Genomic DNA, 17,087 nt, shown 5'->3' with positions numbered 1-17,087 from the left:
TTAAAAACTATGGAAAATTTACTTTGGGGCATTGATTTAGGAGGGACAAAAATTGAGTGTGCGGTTTTGGATAAAAAAGATCCATCAAAAGTGATCATTCGGGAACGAATTGACACGGAATCCGCCAAAGGTTATGAGCATATTTTGCATCAAATTAAGGTATTGGTGGACAGAGTAATTGAAAAAATAGCCATTCAGCCGACGCAAATTGGATTCGCGACACCAGGAGTAATGAATCCAAGGACATTGACCATGAAAAATTGCAATACAACCTGTTTGAATGGAAAGTATTTGGCGAGGGATTTGGAGAATATTTTAGGCGTAGAAGTAAAATTGGCCAATGACGCCAATTCCTTCGCTTTGGCTGAAACCTTGCTAGGTGCAGTGAAAGAGATTAATCCCAATGCGGAAGCCGCTTTTGGAGTGATCATGGGAACAGGAGTAGGTGGAGGCTTGGTGGTGCATGGTAAAATAGTAAATGGCCTGCATGGAATAGGTGGCGAGTGGGGACACAATATTTTGGAAGAAGGAGGGACGCCTTGTTATTGTGGCAAGGCAGGTTGTGTAGAAAATGTCATTTCTGGTCCAGCTTTGGAACAATTTTATGAGCAAAAATCGGGTCAAAAATTAAAGTTAAAAGAAATTCTGCGATTGGCGGAGGCCAAAGAAGATAAACACGCGGAGGCAACGATAGATCGTCTTTTGGAATATTTTGGCAGAGCGATCTCTACGTTGATCAATGTGATAGATCCTGAAGTAATTGTGATAGGAGGAGGCGTAGGCAATATTGATTTACTTTACACAGAAGGCTACGAGCGCATCAAGAAATACATTTTTAATTCCGGCGAAGTTCACACCAAAATTGTCAAGCCCAAACTAGGCGACAGCGCTGGGGTATTCGGTGCAGCGATGTTGTTTGCGTAGGTGGGGGGAATTGAGATGTTATTTAGAATTCCCCGTTATGATAATTCGTTTCTTTTGATTGTCAATGGTGATTTTACCATACCGACTCAAAGCACTTTGACCAAAAAGCATACCTGCTTTTCGGTTTTCAATTACTGCTGCACGAACATTTTTCAGTGTTAGGCCTCCTATTTCAACTTGGCGTAACATAACCGTTTTTGCTTCAATTTTCTCCTGACTTGCTGTATAATAATTATCACTACCAATGAAATCCTGTTCTTTTAAATACCCATTTTTTAGCATGAAGTCTACTTCTATTTGAGATATTAAGATATCTGAAGCTCCTGTGTCGAACAGCATTTTTAATGGTAAACCATTGATCTTACTTTCTACTTCATAGGTTCCACCCCCTTTGGGTTTAAAAGGAATAACGTAGGTGCCAATGATTTTATTCCCTGAATTTTCATTATTTGAATTTTTAGGCTTAGATACTTCAAAACTAGCTTTCCAACGCGCAATAAGAGATTTGAATTCTGGCAAATTTCGTATGTTTTCTAAATCATCATCTTTCGATAGGTGTTCAAAATCCCGATAACCTTTTTTGAAGGCTGTATCCAAGTATGCGATGGATTGTGTGGGTAATTTCATTTTAGAATAAAGACAAGCTGCATCATAATAATTTCCTTCTTCTGGAAATTCATGTAGAATTTTATTGTTCCAAGATTTTGCCAAATCGTATTTTCCAAGTTCAAGGTATGCATAATGACGAGCATTTCCTTGATGAGAAATTATTGTGTCTAATTCTACAATTTTTCTAAAATCGGCATTTGCATGTAAAGTATCTTTGTAGTGATTTGCATATAATCTTCCACGATTTAGATATGTATAAGCATAATTCTGATCAATTTCGATAGCTGAGGTATAATCGGCTAATCCACCTTCGGGATCTTTTAAAAATTCATCCTTAACCCAACCTCTTCTGTAATAAAACCAAGGTTCTTCAGGATTAATTTCAATAGCCTTATCAAAGTCCAATATTGCTGCTTGATAATTTCCTAATAAACGGTATTCATCACCTCTGTGTCCAAAATCGTACGCCGAGCTTGAATCCAATTTTATTGATTCGGTAAAATCAATGATTGCTTTGTCATGCATTCCCATTTCTCCATATAATTCGGCGCGCTCACTCAAATAGTAACTTTTTTCCGTTTCTGGAATCATGTCAAAAATCTTTGCAAAATCAGCCAAGGCATTTTTGTACTCTTTTTTGTTTCGGTAGATTTGTGAACGGACATATAGCCAACTATCTTTTTGTGGGAATTCTTTGATTAACGTTGAAATTTTGGCAAGGCCTAAAGTGAGGTTTTTATTGGTGTATCTGATAAAATTACTTTGTATACGAGTATCATTTTCATTTAATTTCATCGCTTCAAAAGCATCGATAATTGCTAGATCGTGTTTACTTAATTTGAAATAAGCATAAGATCTAATTTCATACGCATCCGTAAAGTCAGGATCTAATTTTAGGATTCGGTCACAATTTTTAAAGACATCTTCGTATTTTTCTTGTTTTAAGTAAATACGTGTAATTAGACCTCTCGCAACGATATTTTCTTCGTTGATTTCTATGATTTTAAATAGGTCTGCCAAGGCTTTTTCATATTTGTTGAATTTGACATAGCCGTAAGCTCTTCCATATAAAATAAATGGTTCAGTAGGGTTTAGCTCTAATGCTTTTGCGAAACTCGTTTCAAATTTTTCATAATCTTCAATTTGATAATAAATATTTCCTTTTAAACTCCATGCATTAGAAATAAGTGTATCATTGGGATTTAACAATGAGATAGCTTGATTAATCGAAGTCAAACCTTGTGAGTAAGCCTTATTCTTGACATGGATGAGTCCAATGTAATAATGTGCTACTCCTTCTTTCGGGTTTTGTGCTAGTTCTTTTTTCAAGAAAGACATAGCTTCATCGTATTTCTGCTCCTTTAAATAATTTATCCCTGATTGCAAGTTGTAGGATTGGGAGAAGGATGTAAATGAGAACAGGAGTAATATGAGTAAGATTAGTTTTTTCATTTAATGTACTTATTATCTTTATTGAATTAGACAACTTGGAATTTTATGAGAAGCTAAATTTTAGATTTAAATAATTAAAATTTATTTAAAACGATTTATTCTAACGTTAGCTCTTCATTATTATAATCAATTGAAACTTTTCCAAACCTAGATAATGCCGATTGCCCAAATAAAAGCGGTGCTACTTGATTTAGTACTACTGAAGCTTCAACATTTTTAATTATGAAATCACCAATCTGTACTGTTTTTAAATTTATAATTATACCTTCTGAAATGTCTCCGTTTGCATCAGAAAAATTTGATGATCCTAATATATCGTTTTCTGTTATTTTACCTTGTTTGTAGAGAAATTTTGCCTCTGTTTCAGAGATTGAAATAGAACTTGCACCTGTATCAAATATGAATGACATTTCGACACCATTAACTAGTACAGGAATGAAATAGACTCCTCCTTTTTTTTTCATTTTAATCACTGATACTTGTTTCTGATTTTCTAATGCTTTTCTAATTAAATTTTCTTCAGAAAAGTTGTCTTTTTTCATCTCTTCTCTACTAGAAGAATTGAATTTATAGGTTTTCCGATCACGATTATATTCTTCACTTTCAGGATGAGTGCATCCAAATAATAGTATTAGAAATATTGAAATAATTAGTTTCATTAATTATTTTTATAAATTGGCACTTCCTTAAGTTCATTTTTCCAATAAAAACTATTGTCACTTTTTTGAAAACTGTTTGGATTTTTATTTAACAATAGGTCTCGATATTGAGTTTTATTTTGACCGTATGGTTTATTTATATCAGTTGGATTTAATTTAAATATTATTTCAATAACACTGTCAATTAGTATGGGTTCATTCTTTGTTAATTTGTTATTGACCTTTTTAAGGTCATTTGAATTCAAAGTAGAATTTGGATCTTTCCAGATGTCTCCATTTTCATGTTTTTCAACTTCTATGGGTTGATTAGGTTCGTTTATTATTATATCTTTTTCTTCAATTAAGTCACTATAGTTTTCTATTTTAGTTTCTAATTCAAGTTTTTTAAGGAAAAAATAACCATTTAACATAATGGAAATGAATAAAAAAACAAATACCAATATTATTAACCAAGAACTTTCATTTTTTGCAGGATTTTCAATTTGTACAGGTCTATGATTTTTTTTTTCTGCTTCTCTAAAGATATTTTTCTCTTGTTCTTTTTGAAAGGAAGTTACTCTTTCGACTCTATATGGAGATATGCTATTTTTAATTTTCTCAAATTCAGCTTTATATTTTTCATTTATTGAAATAATATTTTCTGAACCTAATTTTCCAGATTTCAAATCATTTAGGCTATTTTCAATCTTTTCTATTAACTTTTCTGAGTTTCTTTTTGCAGTCGCTTTTTCCTCTTCTGTTAATCTTAACTGTTGCTGATTTGTTTGTAATATACTTTGATTTTCTTGAAAGATTTTTTTGTGATTTCTTATGTTTAAATCTATTTGTTCAATTATTTTTTCAAAATCTGAGTTTATGATGTTTTTTGTTCTTTCTAATTGATTAATACCTTGATTTAATTTTTGTAGTATTTCCTCTTTCTTCTTTTCACGATAAAAATCAATTTTTTTATAAAATCCATCGTTGTTAGTAATTTCAATTAAATTTTTTTCTTGAATGTATTTTGCAATTTCTTTGCTTTTAGTGAAGAATATTGTGTCATATTCATTCAAAAGTTCAATTGAATTTTCTAATAAACTAATTAATCTATTATCATATTCTTCAATATAAATTGCAAAATCTTTATTAGATTTAGAATAGTTTAAATTTTTTACAATTTTTTGATTACTAATAAGTTCATTAAAATTTATTGGTTCAAATTGTTCTAAATCATTTGAACTACTTACTTGAATTACATTTCCTTTTACATTCTTTTCATTCTGAATAATATTTTGGTGAAAGTTATTTAGTCCATTTATTATCTGAATTTCAGATGGGATTTCTCCATTAAAAATAAAGCTAGATCCGATAAATGTCCCAGATCGGTCAGAATTTCGTTCTTTTGCAAATGTATAAATACTATATGCCAATGAATTAATCCCTTGCGTATCTTCTTTCCTTATTGAATATAAAATACTGTTTGGGAATAACTTTATTGCATTGGGGTTTAAATCAAAACTCTTATATGTTAAATTATTAGATGATGTTTGATTAAATCCATTAGGGGAACCAAATGTTCCGAAAGATAAAAAATCAATATTTTGCATGTTTACTTATCCTTTTAAAGAAATATTTGAAAATGCCCATTTAATTCGTTCTCCAATAGTACCTTCAAAATCAATATCATATCCAGTGATACTTTTATATAACCATTTTGATAATAAGCCAGCTGTATGCAAGTTTAATGTTCTTAATTTTTCCTCACCAATTTCATTTTTTTCAATATTACCTATTGTATAGTACGATTTTGAAATGTTATACGTATTTAAGCGACTATATGACATCGGTAATCGGTCTCGGACAAACTTATCCAACAACTCTTCACTTGCGACTGTTCTATTTCCAGATAAATCCCATTTAGATATAACTAATAAAACTTTTGCAGATTTTAAACTATTTCTTTTTACTTCCAGCTTATTAAAAAATGAATTTATCAAAGAATCATCTTGGTGAGCAGTATCATAACTTGTGACAATTATTATATTTAAAGGAATATTTGCACTTAAATAATCATCAATGCTGCTATGAAATTCACCTCCTCTTCTGATTTCATAATGATTTTCACCAGAGGTTTCTAAAAATGATAAATTTATAGGTGGAGTTTTCTTTGATTGATTGTTGGGCTCAAAAACCATATCTAATCTTGTAACCTTATCTCTAACTGTTCTACTTGGTAAATTTCCTTTTTTTAAATTCTCTAGAAAATCAAAAAATAAAACATTGGCATCCCTTTCCATAGGTCTATCAGCTCTTGGCCTAATTACACCAGCTTGAGAGTTTAAATAATAAAGCATAGAAGATAATATGACAGATTTGCCTGATGAAGCAGTGCCAAAAAAGAAAACATAATTACTATTATTATCTTGTATAAATGGATTTTGATTCGAGGTTTCAATTGGAACAAAATTTTCCAAATTGTCTTTATTATGGTCATTTGAGGGTATATCGAAATTTTCACCCAATTCATTTTTTAAACGCTTTATTCTTTTTAATGTTAATGGTTTGGGAGCATTATCATCTTGATCAAATGATAATTCGTTATTTTCATCGTTTATATTATTCATAATTAATTAAATAATTGTTTCAGAATTACCATTAAAAACTGTAGAATTTCTCTGGTTTAAAGGTTTAGTAGTCAAATCTATAATAAATAGAATTACGAAGTCTAATAGTAAACAACCTAATAAAACTACAAATTGGTACATGCCAAAATTTTTAATTGCATGCCCAAATGCATATCCAATTTTACCTACTTCCTGTGTTTGAGAAGTATAGGATTCTATTTTTATTTTCTCTTCTCCAAGTACTGTTTTTGCCTTGTTCACTAAATCATTATATTGTTGTAAAGATTTATCAATCTCTCCTTGAGCAATATCGTCAATATCCTTTTTGGACATTAATAATAATTTTTCTATTTGCTTATTCCAATATAATTTGGCGTTTTCAGTATCATCTTTTAGTGATTTTTCCGCTGGAGAAAGTTGATCCATCATATCAATTATTTGACTCCCCATTCGATTTGCTAAATCTTCATAATCTCCTTTTGAAACATTTAATAAGGTTAACTTTTGACCAAGTAATTTTTCAATATCATATGCTAATTGTTTTGCTCTTTCACCAAAACCTGGATTCGATTTATCTGCAATTTGTATCATTAATTGTTCCGTCTTTGAAACAATTAATTGTCTTTTTTTCTGGTCAGTTATACTATAATTTAATTTTTTCTTTACATCAGCATCTAAAAAGTTGAATTTGTCATTAATTGTCCTCAATTCAGTTGTGAAAATATCTGTTCGCATAAATCTTGTATACAAAGCATTAAAATTTGCTATAAAACAAAAAAGTGCTACAAATATGTAGATACCTTTTAATTTTGAAGTGGGTTGTCCGTTTAATTTTGATTGTCTAATTTCCCATAAGAGGTATAAAAGAAGTAATGATAAAACAAGTGAAATTAATAAGGATGCTGTACCAAATATCTGATCTAAGCCAAGCCATGTTTGATAAAAGCTTACACTTATTAATAAAATTGCTAAAAGGCCCAAAAATAAATCTGAAACCGTTAAAAGATTTTTTTTACTCATTTGGAAATTATTTAAATAAATTATTATGCATTTAATTTATGATTGAATAAAACATTTGCAATAATGAATCAATACAAAGAAAAATTTATTAGTGAGGTTTATTAAAAAATAGATTTTACAAATTTTCCATTTTTTTCTCTGTTTTTTATCATAAAATACGACTATTTTACCACTAAAAATACTATTTATTCAATATAAGTGGTATATTTTTTTTGGTTTTTATGAAATAAAATCTAAAAAAATATCATTTAATTGATATTTTGGCTGATATGGCGCATATTGAGGCTTTTAATTGTTGCTACTTTGAAGGATTTTATGGAATTTGATGTAGAGGGCTTCGAAGTTGGGCAATCTCTAATGATTTCAAAGCTTTTGGACGATTAAAATAATCTATTTTTGAAATATGTAAATTTTATAGCTAAATTTGTATGGTAAATCAGTCATTAAAGATTTAAATGTTATTTTATGAATGATATTCAATACAAAGAGTGCGTTGAAATGAGTGATTATTCATTGGCGAAGACCATTGGGGCATTTGTAAAACATCATCGTTTGTTGCAAAACAAGACTCAAGAGGATGTTTCTCTGGCTGCTAATATTAGTCGATCTACTTTGAGTTTACTTGAAAAAGGAGAATCAGTTACAGTTCCAACGCTCATACAAGTTTTGAGGGTTTTGGATTTGCTCTATGTGATGAAAATTTTCTCCATTCAAGAGGAGGTCAGTCCATTGTTGTTAGCAAAGCAATCCCTGCAAAAACGTAAAAGAGCTAGAAATACTAATATCTTAAAATGATAAATAATTTTACTATTGATCTGTTTTTTTTCGTGTTTGTTTAGTGTCGAACTTCCAATTATGTCAATTAGGGAATTTGTCTAGTGATAATTACCCAGCAAATATTTCTTATTAGTTTTTAATTTAAAATAAACTGATTAATTTAACTCTCAAATTACTTTTTGTACACTAAAAGTGCTAAAATCATGGAAGATAACTTCGAAACCGAACCTAAAATCTACGAGAATATCAAGCGAATTAGAGAAATGAAAAACATTTCTCGGCAACAAATGGCCTCAGATTTGGACCTTTCTTTAAGTGGTTATTCTAAGTTGGAAAGAGGTGAAATAGACGTTACATTGAATAGAATCCAACAAATTGCAGGAATTTTAGGCGTGGAGCTTTCTCAATTGATGAACTTTGACGCAACTCAGGTTTTTAATGTTAATAATAACAATGTCATTCAAGGAATCGGCACAAAAGCTAGTTCCGTGCATTACCACTCTGACGAATATTTGATCAAATACGTTAAGAAGCTAGAAGAAGAAAATGAGCGTCTGCGTAAGGAATTGGGGAGGGAGTTTTAGTATTAGGTAAGAGGTAAGAGGTATTAGGTAAGAGGTAAGAGGTATTAGGTAAGAGGTAAGAGGTAAGAGGTAAGATGTAATTTTTACATTCTTAATTCTACATTCTTCATTCTTCATTCCTCTTACCTCTTACCTCTTACTTCTTACTTCTCTGCTTTCTCAAACCCAATTGAAACGGAATTGACGCAATATCTTAGGCCTGTTTCGGTAGGGCCGTCGTCGAAAACGTGGCCAAGGTGACCACCGCATTTTCCGCAGGTAATTTCAATTCGACGCATGCCGAGGGTGTTATCAACGGTTTCTTTGATGACTCCCTTTTTGATTTCTTTATCAAAACTTGGCCATCCACAATGGGAATCGAATTTAGAATCGGAGGTAAATAAAGGAGCCCCACAACCTCTGCAAGTATAAACACCTTTTTCGTTGTGCATCAAAAATTTGCCAGTATATGGTCTTTCTGTACCTTTTTGACGCAAAATATAGTATTCTTCTTCACTTAATTTGGCCTTCCACTCGGCTTCGGTTTGTGGTATTTTTGTCATTTTACTTAGGCGAATTGAATCGTTATTGCTTTTTTTTGTTTGACTACAAGCTTGAAAGCTTAACACGAGAAATAGACTAATTGCGATATACTTCATCTTGAATCAATTTAATTAATAAACGATCAAACAAACAAATTGTTTTATATTTCAATGTTTCAGTGGACGTTTTTTTAGCATTCCACCTTTTGTATCCTTCACGCTGTGCATCACAACAAAGGCCTCTGCATCAATTTTTTCTATTTCGGTGTTTAATTTATTTAATTCCAAACGAGTTAATACTGAATAAAGGATGTCAATTTCGTTGCGTTCGCCTCGTTTTCCAAATCCACCTTGTCCTTTGTAGACAGTTACTCCACGTCCTAATTGATTGATAAGCATCTTCCTGATTTCTTCGCTTTTGGTAGAAATTATGGTTACGCCAATGTATTCTTCAATTCCTTCTACCAAAAAATCAAGCGTTTTAGATGCCGAGATATAGGTAATCATGGAATAGAGGGCATTTTCAATTCCAAGGAAATAGGCTGCTGCACCAAAGATTATGATATTGATCACCATTACAATATCACCTAATGTGGTACCTAATTTCCGACTTAAAAAGATAGCAAGCACTTCGGTTCCATCAATCACAGCACCACCTCGAACAGCAAATCCAATACCTGCTCCTAGAAAAAATCCACCAAAGACCGCCACAAGTAATTTGTCGTCAGTGATGTTAGGAAAGCTGATGGTTGCGAGTACTAATGCTAATGCGGCGATTGCCAGGGCTGTTTTTATGGCAAATTGTTTCCCCATTATTTTGTAACCTAGGATGACGAAGGGAAAATTAATGGTTAAAATCAGGATAGAAAGAGGGATTTCTGTGATGGCTGAAATCAATAGTGAAATTCCAGTAGCACCTCCATCTATGAAATGGTTGGTCAATAAAAAACCTTTGAATCCAAACGCAGCAGAAAATACACCAATGGTAACAAATAAGATATCCCTTAAAGGACGTCTGAAAGAAATTATTACTTGTTTAAAATTGATCGACTTCATGATGGCTTGCTGTGATGATAAAATCACCTAATAATACGAATAATTATTTGATTACTCGAAATGTCAGATTGATTCGAGCTTCTTTAACTGCTTTTTCTTTCGGGGCAGCATGTTGCCAAAAATGTTGTATTTCACCTCTCATAATTAATAATGAGCCATGTTTTAAATGAAATTCAATTTTTTCTGAATTATTTGATTTCTTTCTAAATAAAAATCGTCTTGTCGCACCTAAATTTAATGAGGCAATGATTGGATTTTGGCCTAATTCTTTTTCATCGTCACAATGCCAACCCATATAATCTTCTCCATCCCGGTACCAATTTAATAAAACCGAATTAAACGTGGTTTGTGCGATATTGTCAATGGGTCGTTTTAAATCGAGTAGACCCTCATTCCATGATTTTGGAGTGAGATGTAAACCTGAATAGGAATAATTTTTACCCTCATCACCATACCAAGCAGAATATCTGGGAGCTAAAATGGTTTTTCCATACATTTTCAAGACATCTTGGCTCCATTGAATATTCTTAAACGTCAATTCATTTAGATTTCTATTCCGCCAATCAACCTTGTTTGTATTTTTCCCCTCTAATTCTAATAAATAATCCCAATATTTATCGCTTATGGCTTGATTGAAAAATCCTTCCGAATAAAATAATTCACCTTGTGGAATTTGAATATCATAACCATTTAACTCATTATTCCATAAATAAGAATACCCTTCCAAATGGGGAATTTGAAAGGGTAATTTTCTGAATTGTTCAATGGATTGATCAAATAAGTTGAGTGTCATTGATGATTAGAAAAATGATATTTATCAGTATCTATGGCAAAGAGAAAAGAGAAAAGAGAAAAGAGAAAAGTGCAACCTCTTACCTCTTATCTCTTACCTCTTACCTCTTACCTCTTACCTCTTACCTCAATGCGGTAATTTATCTCTAAACTTACCATAGACCCAAGTTCCAGCTATGGCGCTAAGAATGACAATTAAAATAGCAAATGCTCCTGTTCCTACTTGGGCAAAAAGTGGTCCTGGACAAGCACCTGTTACTGCCCAACCCAAACCAAATAGGAGTCCTCCATAAATTTGACCTTTATTAAATTTTTTGGGAGTGAAGGTGATTTCTTCCCCGTAAATCGTTTTTATCTTTAATTTTTTGATTAAATATACGGAAATAGCACCCACCACAACCGCTGTTCCAATTACGCCATACATGTGAAAACTTTGTAATCTGAACATTTCTTGGATTCTAAACCAAGAGATGATTTCGGCTTTAACAAACACAATTCCAAAGATGATTCCAACTGCAGCGTATTTGAAATTATAGTACCAAGGGTGATTTAATTCTGATTCATTGACACACATCGTATCCAATGAACGTACTTCAAAATCTGTTTCTTCTTGTTTCGTTTTCATTATTATAAGCTTAAAATGAAGGGTAAAATGAAATTAGCCATGATGAATCCACCAATCATAAAGCTGATTGTAGCAATTAATGAAGGCCACTGAAGATCGCTTAGTCCCATGATCGCATGTCCAGAAGTACACCCTCCGGCATACCTTGTTCCAAAGCCTACCAAAAATCCACCGCCTACCATCATTATGAATCCTTTCAGCGAGAACAAACTCTCAAAAGAAAATAATTGTGCAGGGACCAAACCCGAAAAATCAGTTACTCCGTATTTGGCTAATTCGCTCGCTAAATCCGGATGAACAATAATGGGAGCATCCGATTTTAAGTAAATGGCAGAAATAGCGCCACCAATAAAAATACCCCCAACAAAGAACAAATTCCAACTTTCTTTTTTCCAATCGTATTTGAAAAAAGGAATGTTACTTGGAAAGCAGGCTGCGCAAGCATGTCTTAAATTGGCTGAAATACCAAAATGTTTATTTCCTAAAATTAATAGGGTAGGGACAATCAGTCCGATAATAATTCCTGCCGTGTACCATGGCCAGGGTTGCAAGATTGATTCGATCATATAGTTAATATTTCTTTTGTTAATAATCTGGTAAGTTAGTAAATATAAAATTTATTTTGAACGGACCTCTTCAAATTCCAGCTCATCCGTTGAATCCTTGTTGATTTGAGGCTTAGTAGGGACTCCACAACCTTGTGCTCCACAACCTGCATTTAAAAGTGCCATGCCTACTAATACAAATCCTAAAAGGCCCATCATGCTATCATGCGCCAAAATAGCTTCATAAAGCGCATATCCGCCTATTACAAGACGGATAATACGCATTAAACCCCATTTTTTGATATAATTAGTCCACATTTTAGTCTTCGTATTGTAGCATGTCGTTAATTCCACCACCATTGTAAACTTCCTCAATGCCTGCTTGTTTTAATAACATCAACGCCATTCCAGAACGGTTTCCACTTCTGCAATACACCACAATTGGACCTTTCATGCTTTTGAATTCGTCTAATCGCAAGGGTATAATGCCTAAAGGGATATTGATCGCTCCTGAATAATGTCCACTCGCAAATTCACCAGTTTCTCTTACATCCACTACCGTAGTAGATGGATCTTTTAATAAATCATCCATTTTATAATAAAGTTGAAGGACAAACGTAATCTGTTAATTTGAATTTTTCTGATTCTTTGATGGCTTTAAAGCCACCTTTCACATCTATTAAATTAGTGAAACCTCTTGCTCTCAAGGTAGAAATGAAAATCATTGAACGATAACCGCTTGCACAATGCACAAAATAGGTTTTATCTCGATTGATTTTCAACATACTGTCATTGATGAAGTCCAAAGGAGCATTTTCAACATCCACCAAATGTTCAGATAAATATTCACTGTTTTTACGAACATCTAAAATAATTCCTTCACCAGCAGCTTCTCTTTTTAATAAATCATTGGTGTCAATGGATTCAATTTGATCATATTCTTTTCCCGAATTCTTCCAGCAAGTAAATCCGCCTTTCAAATAGCCAATGGTGAAATCATAACCTACTCTAGCTAAACGTGTGATTACTTCTTCTTCGCGCCCTTCATCGGTTACCAATAGTATTTCTTGCTTAATATCAGGGATCATTGTACCAACCCATGGCGCAAATGAACCATCAATGCCGATATTGATTGAATTGGGTACAAATCCTTTCGCAAAAGTTTGCGGTTCTCTAGTATCTAAAATCAACGCATTCGTTTCATTGGCTGCTGCTTCAAAAGCTTCTGGACTCAATGCATGTTGCCCTCTTTCCAATACTTTATCGATGGAATCGTATCCTTGAATATTCATCAAAACGTTCAATGGGAAATAGGATGGAGGAGCCACTAAACCTGTCAAAACTTCTTTTTTGAATGCTTCTTTTGTCAAAGCTAGATTTAAAGCATAATTCGTTTTCTTTTGATTTCCCAAAGTATCCGTTGTTTCTTTGCTCATGTTTTTTCCACACGCAGAACCAGCACCATGGGCAGGATAAACGATGATATCATCTGCTAAAGGCATGATTTTGTTTCGTAAAGAATCAAATAAGTGTCCTGCTAAGATATCTTCTGTTAAATCTGCTTTTACTTTTTGTGCCAAATCCGGACGGCCTACATCTCCAATGAATAGAGTATCACCTGAGAATAATGCCGTTTCTTTCCCATTTTCGTCAATTAATAAAAAACAAGTCGACTCCATGGTGTGCCCAGGGGTATGAATTACACGGATTTTCACATCACCTAATGGGAACTCTTGGCCATCAGTCGCTGAAATACAATCAAATGCACATGCGGCATTGGGTCCGTAAACGATAGGAGCCCCCGTTTTTTTAGACAAGTCGATATGGCCAGAAACAAAATCTGCGTGAAAATGCGTTTCAAATACATATTTAATGGTAGCCTTGTTACGTTGCGCTTTTTCGATGTAGGGTTGTACTTCGCGAAGTGGGTCAATGATAGCCGCCTCTCCATTGCTTTCAATGTAATAAGCACCTTGTGCTAAACATCCGGTATAAATTTGTTCTACTTTCATTGTATTAATTTGTCTGAATCGTTTATCTAATTTATTTCATTGGAAAGGCTAATTGTTGAATTAGTATATACATACCCATCACCAATACAAACCACCCAAATCCTACTTTTAATTTATTTCCGTCTACTTTTTTACTTAAAATATCTCCCAAGAATATACCTATAATAGCAAGTCCTGTTACGGTTAATAATAATTTCCAATCGATGATCTGATGACCTAAGTCGCCTGTAAAACCAATCAATGATTTGGCTGCAATAATCATCAACGATGTTCCAATGGCCTGTTTCATGGATAATTTAGACAGCATGACCAAGGCGGGAATAATCAAAAATCCTCCTCCTGCACCTACTAGGCCTGTCAACATGCCCACAACTGTTCCTTCCAATAAAATCATTGGATAATTAAACACTTGTTCTTCAGCTACATAAGTTCCTAATTTTTCTTTTTCACATTGTTCGCATCTCCCTTGAATCATAGAAATAGAAGCTGCCACCATTAAAATGGCAAATAAGACCATCATCAATAGGGGTTTTGTTACCACAAATTCACCAATGCTGAAAACTTCATTGGGAATTAGAGGAACAATGAATTTTCGAGTTGCATAAACTGCTGCTATGGAAGGAATTCCAAAAATGATAGCAGTTTTAACATTGATTAATCCTTGTTTGTATTTGGGGAAGGCTCCCACCAATGAACTCGCACCAACAATAAATAATGAATAAGCTGTGGCTAGTACTGGATTGACACCAAAAAGATACACTAAAACTGGCACTGTTAATATGGATCCACCACCCCCAATAAGTCCCAGAGAAATCCCAATGAGTAATGAAGCTAAATATCCAATTATTTCCATGTCTACTTTTTGTTTTTGCTGACACAAATTTCAACCCTTTTTTTAGCTTAATTCGTGATTTTTATCACAGAGTAATTTTTATTTCAGTTTTCTGTTTTTTTAAACATTAAGAAGAGAGGAGAGAGGAGAGAGAAGATAGAAGAGAGAAGAGAGAAGAGAGAAGAGAGCCTATTACCTATTACCTTACCTTTTACCTCTTACACACTCTGGCTTCGACTCCGCTCAGCCATCGGGTCTTAGCTTTTACCTCTTACCTCTTACCTCTTTTAAATATTCAAGTTCAATATCTCAATGTTCTGCTTATCGATTTTAATATGTCCTTTTTCTGCTAATTTTTTCATTAAACGGGAAATTACCTCTCTGGAAGAGTTTAACTCAAGCGCAATTTCCGTAAATGAAGCCTTTAATATATTGGTTTTTAGACTTTTTTGATGTTGTTTTAGATACCAAAGCAAACGTTCATCCAAGTTTCTAAATGCGATTTGATCTAAAGTATCCAATAATTCTTCAAACCTTGAGCGATAAGTTTCTAAAACAAATTGATACCACGATTTATATTTACCTGACCATTCATCCATTAATTCTACAGGTATGGCTAAAACCTCTGTGTCGACCAAGGCTTTGGCCATCACTTGACTAGACAAATTTCTGACCGCACATGTCATCGAAATGGCACAGGCTTCCCCTGGATGAATATTATACATGAATACTTCATTTCCTTCATCATCTTCTCTAAATACTTTGATAATTCCACTCAATACCAAAACAGCAGAACGAATGTTTTGTCCTGTTTTCATTAAGTATTCATCTGCCTTAAATTTCCTAACTAAACCAACTTGTTGGATTTTTTTCATCAATTCTGGCTCAAATTGCTTGAATAAGGTTTCCGTTTTGTTTGTCATTATCTTCAGTTTTATTTCTATTTTTTTTAACAATAAGAAAAGAGAAAAGAGAAAAGAGAAAAGAGAAAACCTCTTACCTCTTACCTCTTAGCTCAACTCAATCACCCTCTGCTCATGATTACTTAAAAATGCTGCATCAATGACCTTTAAGCAATTGATTCCATCTTGTGCTGAAACGGCTGCCTGCCCATTTTTTCTGAGCGTGTCAAATACATTTTCGTAAAATGCCATATATTCCCCTTTTTCCGAAACAATTTTGGTTCTTTCCTTTTCAGTATTTAACACACCAAAATCAATTTCAGTTTCCATTCCCCAATTTTCTCCAAAAGGAATTTTCCCACTTTGTAAATCAGCTTCTTGTCTATCAGCTCTTGATTTTACAAAACTTCCTAATCGACCATGCAATTGAAAGGAGGGAACTGCCTCTTTGATGAAATATCCCCCTTTTAGTCGTACTCTTAAATGAGGATAAAATAAGAGTATTTCAAAATAATCTTCAGCTTGGGTATTTACTCTTAATTTTCTTAAATCGGCATAAACTTTATCCGGCATTCCAAATATAGATAATGCCTGATCAATCACATGGGCTCCTAAATCTTTGACGATACCAGCTCCAGGTCCCTCCAATTCTTTATGTAGTTTAGGGGACAAATTGGGATTAAAACGATCAAAATGGAATTCTGCTTCCACGATTTCGCCTAATATGCCACTTTCTTTGATTTTTTTAACCGTTAAAAAATCAGAATCCCAGCGCCTGTTTTGATACACAAAAACCTGTTTATTTACTTTTTGGGCTAATTCTTTGATTTTTATGGCTTCTTCCGAATTACACATAAAGGCTTTTTCTACTACAATATGTTTGTCTGCCATTAGTGCTTTTTCTGCATATTCAAAATGTGTATATATGGGAGTATTTACAATTACTAATTCGATGGATGCATCTGATAAGACTTTTTCTAAACTTTCGTAGGATTCCACATCTGAATAATATTCTTGAATGGCTTTTTTACTTCTTTCCCAGCTGCCCAATAAAGCAAAACCTGGATGAAGGTGAATGAAAGGTGCATGAAAAACTCTACCAGACATTCCAAACGATAATAAAGCTGTATTGATAAGATTTAGCTGATCTTTCATTTTAATATATTTTCGTTAA

At 33.2% G+C, this 17,087-nt stretch carries 19 protein-coding genes; 3 read left to right on the top strand and 16 right to left on the bottom strand.

Going from position 1 to position 17,087, the window contains the following annotated elements; genetic code table 11:
• Positions 1–9: 9 nt before the first annotated feature.
• Positions 10–924, top strand: coding sequence for an ROK family protein (locus V7S79_RS03845; RefSeq protein WP_459489232.1), 915 nt, complete (start codon positions 10–12; stop codon positions 922–924).
• Between the two features lie 18 nt (positions 925–942).
• Here the strand turns inward: V7S79_RS03845 and V7S79_RS03840 are convergent, their stop codons facing one another.
• From V7S79_RS03840 to V7S79_RS03820, 5 genes are all read right to left on the bottom strand, one after another.
• A complete protein-coding gene (locus tag V7S79_RS03840; RefSeq protein WP_459489231.1) occupies positions 943–2,985 on the bottom strand; it encodes a TPR end-of-group domain-containing protein in 2,043 nt (680 codons plus the stop codon).
• A gap of 95 nt (positions 2,986–3,080) precedes the next feature.
• Positions 3,081–3,644, bottom strand: a complete 564-nt coding sequence (locus V7S79_RS03835; protein WP_459489230.1) for a retropepsin-like aspartic protease family protein — start codon at positions 3,642–3,644, stop codon at positions 3,081–3,083.
• Positions 3,644–5,230: a ligand-binding sensor domain-containing protein gene (locus V7S79_RS03830; protein WP_459489229.1), complete on the bottom strand. Its 1,587-nt coding sequence runs from the start codon at positions 5,228–5,230 to the stop codon at positions 3,644–3,646. Before V7S79_RS03830 ends, V7S79_RS03835 begins: the two co-directional genes overlap by 1 nt.
• Before the next feature lie 6 nt (positions 5,231–5,236).
• On the bottom strand, positions 5,237–6,247 hold the full coding sequence (locus V7S79_RS03825; RefSeq protein WP_459489228.1) for a hypothetical protein: 1,011 nt from the start codon (positions 6,245–6,247) through the stop codon (positions 5,237–5,239).
• Positions 6,248–6,253: 6 nt separating this feature from the next.
• Positions 6,254–7,267 carry a hypothetical protein gene (locus V7S79_RS03820; protein WP_459489227.1) on the bottom strand — a complete coding sequence of 338 codons (1,014 nt, stop codon included), beginning with the start codon at positions 7,265–7,267 and terminating at the stop codon, positions 6,254–6,256.
• Positions 7,268–7,732: 465 nt separating this feature from the next.
• Here V7S79_RS03820 and V7S79_RS03815 point away from each other — a divergent pair, with 465 nt between their 5' ends.
• Positions 7,733–8,062: a helix-turn-helix domain-containing protein gene (locus tag V7S79_RS03815; protein ID WP_459489226.1), complete on the top strand. Its 330-nt coding sequence runs from the start codon at positions 7,733–7,735 to the stop codon at positions 8,060–8,062.
• A gap of 185 nt (positions 8,063–8,247) precedes the next feature.
• Positions 8,248–8,628 (top strand): helix-turn-helix domain-containing protein, encoded by a 381-nt coding sequence (locus tag V7S79_RS03810; RefSeq protein WP_459489225.1) that lies wholly within the window; start codon positions 8,248–8,250, stop codon positions 8,626–8,628.
• Positions 8,629–8,771: 143 nt separating this feature from the next.
• Here V7S79_RS03810 and msrB read toward each other — a convergent pair whose 3' ends face one another.
• From msrB to V7S79_RS03755, 11 genes are all read right to left on the bottom strand, one after another.
• Positions 8,772–9,266 carry a peptide-methionine (R)-S-oxide reductase MsrB gene (gene msrB, locus V7S79_RS03805; protein ID WP_459489224.1) on the bottom strand — a complete coding sequence of 165 codons (495 nt, stop codon included), beginning with the start codon at positions 9,264–9,266 and terminating at the stop codon, positions 8,772–8,774.
• Positions 9,267–9,317: 51 nt separating this feature from the next.
• Complete coding sequence (locus V7S79_RS03800) at positions 9,318–10,205, bottom strand: YitT family protein (protein WP_459489223.1); 888 nt, start codon at positions 10,203–10,205, stop codon at positions 9,318–9,320.
• A gap of 43 nt (positions 10,206–10,248) precedes the next feature.
• The gene (locus V7S79_RS03795) at positions 10,249–10,998 is read right to left on the bottom strand and encodes an alpha-ketoglutarate-dependent dioxygenase AlkB family protein (RefSeq protein WP_459489222.1); all 750 of its coding nucleotides are present in this window, start codon (positions 10,996–10,998) and stop codon (positions 10,249–10,251) included.
• Between the two features lie 126 nt (positions 10,999–11,124).
• Entirely contained in the window at positions 11,125–11,571 is a 447-nt protein-coding gene (locus V7S79_RS03790) for a DUF6691 family protein (RefSeq protein ID WP_459489270.1), read from the bottom strand.
• 53 nt (positions 11,572–11,624) lie between these two features.
• The gene (locus V7S79_RS03785; protein WP_459489221.1) at positions 11,625–12,188 is read right to left on the bottom strand and encodes a YeeE/YedE family protein; all 564 of its coding nucleotides are present in this window, start codon (positions 12,186–12,188) and stop codon (positions 11,625–11,627) included.
• 51 nt (positions 12,189–12,239) lie between these two features.
• Positions 12,240–12,485: a hypothetical protein gene (locus V7S79_RS03780; protein ID WP_459489220.1), complete on the bottom strand. Its 246-nt coding sequence runs from the start codon at positions 12,483–12,485 to the stop codon at positions 12,240–12,242.
• A gap of 1 nt (position 12,486) precedes the next feature.
• Entirely contained in the window at positions 12,487–12,759 is a 273-nt protein-coding gene (locus tag V7S79_RS03775; protein ID WP_459489219.1) for a rhodanese-like domain-containing protein, read from the bottom strand.
• Between the two features lies 1 nt (position 12,760).
• Positions 12,761–14,179: an MBL fold metallo-hydrolase gene (locus V7S79_RS03770; RefSeq protein ID WP_459489218.1), complete on the bottom strand. Its 1,419-nt coding sequence runs from the start codon at positions 14,177–14,179 to the stop codon at positions 12,761–12,763.
• A 31-nt stretch (positions 14,180–14,210) separates the two neighbouring features.
• Positions 14,211–15,032 carry a sulfite exporter TauE/SafE family protein gene (locus V7S79_RS03765; protein ID WP_459489217.1) on the bottom strand — a complete coding sequence of 274 codons (822 nt, stop codon included), beginning with the start codon at positions 15,030–15,032 and terminating at the stop codon, positions 14,211–14,213.
• Between the two features lie 266 nt (positions 15,033–15,298).
• Positions 15,299–15,934: a Crp/Fnr family transcriptional regulator gene (locus V7S79_RS03760; RefSeq protein WP_459489216.1), complete on the bottom strand. Its 636-nt coding sequence runs from the start codon at positions 15,932–15,934 to the stop codon at positions 15,299–15,301.
• Positions 15,935–16,021: 87 nt separating this feature from the next.
• Positions 16,022–17,068, bottom strand: coding sequence for a Gfo/Idh/MocA family oxidoreductase (locus V7S79_RS03755; RefSeq protein ID WP_459489215.1), 1,047 nt, complete (start codon positions 17,066–17,068; stop codon positions 16,022–16,024).
• Between the last annotated feature and the right edge of the window lie 19 nt (positions 17,069–17,087).

The organism is Aquirufa sp. ROCK-SH2 (genome assembly GCF_054558315.1).
Note: the sequence above shows the minus strand (reverse complement) of the source record. Positions and strands in the feature narration are given on the sequence as shown.